This window comes from Mesotoga sp. (assembly GCF_035363035.1).
Classification (GTDB): domain Bacteria; phylum Thermotogota; class Thermotogae; order Petrotogales; family Kosmotogaceae; genus Mesotoga.
This window is the reverse complement of the sequence record NZ_DAOSEH010000101.1, coordinates 1-6760: the sequence shown is the minus strand read 5'-3', so window position 1 is coordinate 6760 and position 6760 is coordinate 1. Positions and strand designations below refer to the sequence as shown.

4 protein-coding genes are annotated in these 6760 nt (G+C 49.2%); all 4 read right to left on the bottom strand.

From position 1 onward, the window contains the following. Positions 1-219 precede the first annotated feature (219 nt). A complete protein-coding gene (locus PKX57_RS10775; protein ID WP_472417262.1) occupies positions 220-3414 on the bottom strand; it encodes a type I restriction endonuclease subunit R in 3195 nt (1064 codons plus the stop codon). A gap of 73 nt (positions 3415-3487) precedes the next feature. Continuing rightward, positions 3488-4828: a restriction endonuclease subunit S gene (locus PKX57_RS10770; protein WP_472417260.1), complete on the bottom strand. Its 1341-nt coding sequence runs from the start codon at positions 4826-4828 to the stop codon at positions 3488-3490. 84 nt (positions 4829-4912) lie between these two features. Then, a complete protein-coding gene (locus PKX57_RS10765; RefSeq protein WP_472417259.1) occupies positions 4913-6028 on the bottom strand; it encodes a PDDEXK nuclease domain-containing protein in 1116 nt (371 codons plus the stop codon). Then, positions 6018-6760: N-6 DNA methylase (locus PKX57_RS10760; RefSeq protein WP_472417257.1), on the bottom strand; the 743-nt coding region annotated here is incomplete at its 5' end. The genes PKX57_RS10765 and PKX57_RS10760, both read right to left, overlap by 11 nt.

The window sequence follows — 6760 nt, the reverse complement described above, 5'->3', positions numbered from 1 at the left end:
AAGATATCTTTCTCTTCCAGATCCGAAAGAACAGGAGTCTGACCCTGTTTACGTGGCCCTCCATCTGCATCCTGTCTTTGCCTTCTCAGAGATTGTGAGTATGAGTATGGAAAAAAGGAGTCTGTTGTAGATTACCGATTATTCCGGATTATTCCGCCCTCCTTTCTACCGAACATCTTTTTCGTCAAGAAAACCGCATTGGTCACTGCTATCAGTTGATCACTCATTCCCTGTCCAGTCGCGGCAGATGTATTCGGCCTGTTCGAGCACCGTTTTGACTGCCTGCTGTTGCAGATCGGGTGGGTAACCGAACTTTTTGAGAATTCGCTTGATCTGGGTTCTCAGTCTTGCTTTGACGTTTTCTCTAAGGGTCCAGTCGATGGATATGCTCTTCCTCATTGTATCTAAGAGCTTCACCGCTATAACTTTGAGCTTTTCGTCTCCCATGATATCGACTGCGCTTTTGTTCTCAGACAGCGCATCGTAAAAGGCCAGTTCGTCGTCGGTTAGTCCAAGCTCTTCGCCACGTTTTCGAGCCTGTTGCATCATCTTGGCCAATTCTATCAATTCCTCGATGATCCTGGCCGTTTCAAGTTGCCTGTTCTTGTATTTGATGATGCTTTTCCTAAGCATCTCGGAAAAAGCGCGAGACTGTATAAGGTTAGTTCTCGAGAAGTTTTTGATCTCATCGTTTAGTAGCTTCTTCAGCATTTCCACCGCCAGATTCTTCTGGGGAATCTCTCTCAACTGAGCTAGAAACTTCTCTGAGAGTATCGAGATCTCCGGTTTCTCGACCCCGATTGATTGAAACAGGTCCACGACCCCTTCGGAGACAATCGCCCTAGAGACGATCTGTTTTATCGCGGCGTTGTAGTCTATCGGTTTCGTGCCATTCTCCGGAGATTTCTTGAGTATCGATGCCCTGACCATCTGGAAAAAGGCGACATCGTCCGTGATCGCCACAGCTTCCTGTGCTGGAACGGCCAGCGCGAAAGCCTTCGAGAGCTCTGTCACATACTTGACGAACCTTTCTTTTCCGTTCTCCAGTCCGAGTATGTGATCGGCCGTCCACATGACGAACGCTAGCTTTTCACTTTTGTCGATCGAAAAGAATCCCTTGTAGTCGAATCTATAGAACATGGCGGTGAGAACATCGAATTTCTCGAGCAACACGGCAACGGCTTCACTCTGATCGACTTTGATTTTTCCCTTCCCACCACTTCCCGTATAGTCTGCAAGAGCCTCTCTCAGATCCTCCGCTATTCCGATATAATCGACGACGAGTCCACCCGGCTTATCTCTGAAGACTCTATTGACCCTTGCGATGGCCTGCATCAGGGTATGCCCGTGCATCGGCTTGTCGATATACATCGTATGGAGACATGGAACGTCGAAGCCGGTCAGCCACATATCCCTGACGATTACCAGCTGAAGGGGGTCCTCCGGATCCTTGAAACGCTTGGAAATCTCTTCTCGTTGCTTTCTCGTTCTTATATGCTGCTGCCAGCCAGGATCGTCGCTGGCAGAACCTGACATGACGATCTTGATCGCGCCCTTCTTATCGTCTTCGCTGTGCCAGTGTGGCCTCAACTTGATTATCTCATTGTAGAGATCGACACAGATCCGCCTGCTCATGCAGACGATCATTCCCTTTCCTATATTGACTTCCTGTCTCTTCTCGAAATGATCGACTAGATCGGCCGCGATTCTTCCAAGCCTCTTCTCAGTTCCGGCCACGGCCTCCAGAGCGGCCCATTTCGATTTCAATCTCTCTTTCTCAGACTGCTCTTTACCTTCAGTAACCTCCTCGATATCCCTGTCTATGTGAGGCATCTCGTTTTCATCTAGATCGAGCTTTGCGATCCTGCTTTCGTAGTAGATCTTCACTGTCGCTCCGTCCTTTACGGACTGCTCTATATCGTAAACATCGATGTAGTCCCCGAACACGTTTCTCGTGTCCCTGTCAGAGAGGCTTATAGGAGTTCCCGTGAAACCTATGAATGAAGCGTTTGGAAGGGCGTCTCTCATGTGCCTAGCAAATCCATCGATGAAGTCATACTGGCTCCTGTGCGCTTCATCTGCAATCACCACTATATTGCTCCTATCTGAAAGCAACGGGTATGACTCGTTCCTGGTGTCGGGCAGGAATTTCTGCACTGTGGTGAAGACAATTCCTCCCGAGGCTACTTTGAGCTTCTCCTTGAGGTCTTCCCTAGATTCTGCCTGCACCGGGGTCTGTCGCAGAAGCTCGACCCCTCCCGAAAATGTATTGAAAAGCTGATCGTCCAGATCGTTCCTGTCTGTGATCAATACTATGGTTGGGTTATCCATCTGAAGAACTAATTTCCCGGTATAGAAAACCATCGAAAGACTCTTGCCGCTGCCCTGAGTATGCCAGATGACTCCGCATCGCCTGTCCCCGATCGGAGAGGTTGCCTTCAGGGTAGATTCCACCGCCTTGTTCACGGCATGATACTGATGATATGCCGCCATTTTCTTCAGAGTTCTGTGATCAGAAGTCTCGAAAACGATGAAGTGCCTGATAAGATCGAGAAGGACCCTTTTGTTCAGCATTCCCTTGAGGAGGACCTCCATCTGCGGGCGCTTCTGGACGGGTATATCCTTCGAGATCCATGGTTTGAGCTCGATTTCTTCGACCACGGCTGTCTCTTCGTTTAGAGAGAACACCGGTCCGTTATCCAGCCTGTACTTTTGTAACTCCTCTATTTTCTGAAGCTCGGGACTCAGCTCGATAACCTCTTTCCCGTCAATCGTCTTCCAGGGCATGAAACGTTCTCTGTCAGATGTCAATGTGCCGGCCCTTGCTTCTATTCCGTCGGAGATAATCAGCGCTTCATTGAATCTGAAGAGGTAGGGAATCTGAGACTTGTAGGTCTCCAGTTGGTTAAAGGCCGACCAGATCGAGGCGTTCTCGTCTGCGAGGTTCTTCAGCTCGATAACGACTATCGGAAGCCCGTTGACGAAGAGAACGATGTCCGGCCTTCGCTCCTTCAGGCCCATTACCGTGTACTGGTTTACGGCGAGGAATTCGTTGTTCAGTGGATCTTCGAAATCGAAAAGCCAGACCTTGTCCCAAGTGGTCTTTCCGTCCTTTCTGCGGTATTCGACATCCACGCCATCAGTCAAATATTTGTGAAAGCTCTTGTTGTTCTCGACGATATCCGGACTCTCTTGTGCAACAATCCTTCTCACGGCTTTATCTATGCCGTCCAGGGGTATGTGGGGATTGACTCTGGCCAGAGATCTGCGGAGGCGCTCGATTAGAACGACATCCCTGTATGTGCTACGTTCGGGAAAATGAGCGTCTGGTGAAATATCCGGCCCGTAGAGCCTTTCATACCCGATCTCCGTCAGGATATCCAGAGCTATCTCTTCAATTTCCGATTCAATCATTGCCTTTGGCACTGGAATCACCCCATATCTTTCGCAATTGCCGCTTCTCACATCGGTGAATGACTTTCCGCCTCTAGAATTGATCGACTTCTTTATCAGAAACAGGAACTCTGATTTCCCCTGACATCAGTTTCGGGAGAAGAGAGTCTCGTATTCGAGAAAGCATCATGTTCTGAATACCATTCAGTTGAATCATGCTATCGATTTGCCTAGAATATCCAGCAAACTGTTGCAACACTTTCCTGTTAGGAATTACGACCTGCTCGGTAGAAAACAGATTCTTGAAATCAAGGTTTTTTATTCCAGTAGTTCCATTCTCATATTGGAACATAATTTCTCTTCTGTATAGATTGTCGAGAAGAAAGTAGGTGAATTCAGAGTCTTCAATGTTCCTGAATCTTAGAAGCTTGCAGAAATTTGAGCAGATAAGGTTCTCGGCGAACTTCTTAGTTATAGGTTCGATTATTCTCATTGCTCTTCCAGTTTGCTGAGTTGGACTCCCGCCGGAGATCTCAACAACGACGTCTGTATCTCTCAGACTTTTTACTTCAGCACTTAAAGGTTTTATATACCTCAAAGGAGGATTCCCGATGCCACCTGAAGATATTTCGCGAATGTCAGCACCTCTTATGCAACGAACTGGAGACGAATAACGTTCACTCAGTTCACCCTTTCCCCAATCACCTGGTACAATTTCGAATTCAATATCGTTAATAAAGCCTACACGCCAACCCACAGGAATAGGGCCGAGGGGAGAGTCGATCATTTCGCCGCCGGAGGATTTGTAAGACTCGCCGTTCTCATTGGGGAATTCGAAGTCTATAAACCAGTGCTTGAAGATGGCCCGGGCCATCGCCTGCAGCGTCTGGTTCATCCGGCGGTTCAATTCGATCTTGTCGTCCAGAGACCCGAGGATATGGGCTATGGCGTGTTGTTCTGGGAGAGGGGGTAGCGGCAACTCCGTTTTCTCGATGATCGAGCGCCTTGCGATGTTGACCTGTACACTTCCCGTCGAGACTCCCGTGAGAGAGTCGTAACCACGCTTCGATGACATAAAGTAGTATAAATATTTGGGCCAGACTACCGTTTTGTCCGGTCGCAGAATAAGCAGGGCTTGGCTGATTATCCCGATCGGATCATCGCTACAAATCATAGAGACCCTGGCTAATGTGCCTGAGCAACTGACGATCAGATCATCTGGCTGAACAGCAAATCGCTTCATTGACTGATATTTTTGTTCGTCAATGTAGAACCGAAATTCTCTTGTTCCGGTGATCGCGTGCTGCTGTTCATAGACAGGAATCCCGTTTGTCTTCAATTCTGGTCGTCGTAATGCCGAACCAAAAGGGCCACGAATATATCCCTTTTCGCCAAGGGCATCGCGAAGCGTTCCAATGCGCCACTCACTCCCCATAGCCCAAAACCTCCAGGTTCTTTTTGATAGTCGCTTCGAGCCGGTCGGCATCGGCTAACTGCTCACAGAGCGTGTCTTCTCTCTTCATTCCCCCACCTCCCGCATCTTCTCTTCCAGAAATTTCTGTATTTCTTCTTTGCGGGGCAGTTCGAGCTGGTACTTGGAGACGAACAGGTGGTTGTCCATACCTGCCAGGGCGTATTCCACCAGGGCATGGTCTTTTTGCGTGCAGAGCAGAATGCCCACTGGCGACTTGTCTCCGTCGGCCATCATGTTTTTCCGGTACCAGCTCACATAGGTGTTGAGCTGTCCGAGGTTTTCGTGGCTAAAGGACTCGACCTTCAACTCCACCAGCACATGGCATTTAAGGATGCGGTGGTAGAAAACCAGGTCAACGAAACCGTGTGTATCACCGATCAGGATCCGCTTCTGGCGGGCTTCAAAGCAGAATCCGTGGCCAAGCTCCAAAAGGAAATCCTGTAGTTTATTCAGGAGCTGATCCTCCAGATCGGACTCCCTCATGGCCTCACAGGACTTTATCCCTAGAAACTCGAAAACATAGGGATCGCGGACAGGCAGTTTCGGTTCGCTCTTTTCCGTCCCTGATTGGACCAGTTCTGCCAGTTTTTCTTTGTTTTCCGATAACCCGGAACGCTCATAGTAGAGGCTGCCGATCTGCCGTTTGAGCTCCCGCACCGACCAGTTTCCCCGGATGCACTCGATCTCGTAAAAGGTCCGTTTGAGAGGATCGTCTAGATCCACGATCAATTCCAGATGGCTGTATGAAAGCCGATATACGAGTTTTTCCGGTGGGATTCTCAATTGTGGGGACGGTGTCCCCACTTTTTCAATTCCATGTAAGTCCGCAGGCAGCATGGTTTTCAATTGTGCGGACAGTGTCCCCACAATTTGAGGATAAAGCCGGTAAAAACGTAGGTAACGATAGAGCTGGCGGCGATTGCAATTACTCACATTGATGCCTGTCAGCCGCTTTGCCAGTTCCGAAAGGAGCTTGTCACCGTAATCCGCCCGGTCCGAACCGTTAAGTTCATATTTGTCAATATAGGCGCCGATCATCCAGTTTCGAAGGGTCAGGCTGACATTGACCGCCCGCCCGGCCTGCGCAGCCATGTTTTCGTCTACCTGGTGAATAGCAGTGACCAGGGTGCTGAAGTTGAAGCCTTCCTGGTTATTGGCCATAGCCCAAAACCTCTAAATTCCTTTTGATAGCGGCTTCGAGCCGGGCAGCTTCGGCGAACTGCTCGTAGAGGGTGGCTGAAAGTTCGGCCATCTTTTCCTCAAACGGAATGCCGTCGTCCTCAATCTCTTCCATGCCTACGTAGCGGCCAGGGGTCAGGATATAGCCATTCTTTCTTATCTCATCAATCGTTGCCGTTTTACAGAAGCCGGGAATATCTTCGTAACCTTCAGGCTCTTCTCTCTCGCCCGATTCCTTCAGGTAGTTCTCTATCGTCGATTGCTCGGCGGCAAGAAGCGTTTGCCCGGTTTCCATAGAAGCCATCTCCCCGCGCCAGGTGTGATAGGTGTCCGCGATTTTCTTTATATCCTCTTCCGTCAACGTTTTATGTTTACGATCTATCATTTCGCCGAGCTTTCTTGCGTCCATGAAGAGCGTTTCTCCCCTTCTATCTCTGAACTTGTTGTTCTGTCTGTCCCGGGAGACGAACCAGAGGCAAACGGGGATCATCGTGTTGTAGAAAAGTTGACCGGGGAGGGCCACTATGCAGTCGACGAGATCTGCTTCGATTATGTTTTTTCTTATATCGCCTTCTCCTGATTGATTTGAAGAGAGCGAGCCGTTAGCCATTACGAAACCGGCGATTCCGTTTGGTGCGAGATGGCTTATGAAATGCTGTATCCAGGCGTAGTTGGCATTTCCCGCAGGAGGGATGCCGAACTTCCATCTGACAT

Bases quoted from the DNA above. Each gene is read 5' to 3' on its own strand.
- PKX57_RS10775 (WP_472417262.1), bottom strand. From the start codon at position 3,414: ATGATTGAATCGGAAATTGAAGAGATAGCTCTGGATATCCTGACGGAG.
- PKX57_RS10770 (WP_472417260.1), bottom strand. From the start codon at position 4,828: ATGGGGAGTGAGTGGCGCATTGGAACGCTTCGCGATGCCCTTGGCGAA.
- PKX57_RS10765 (WP_472417259.1), bottom strand. From the start codon at position 6,028: ATGGCCAATAACCAGGAAGGCTTCAACTTCAGCACCCTGGTCACTGCT.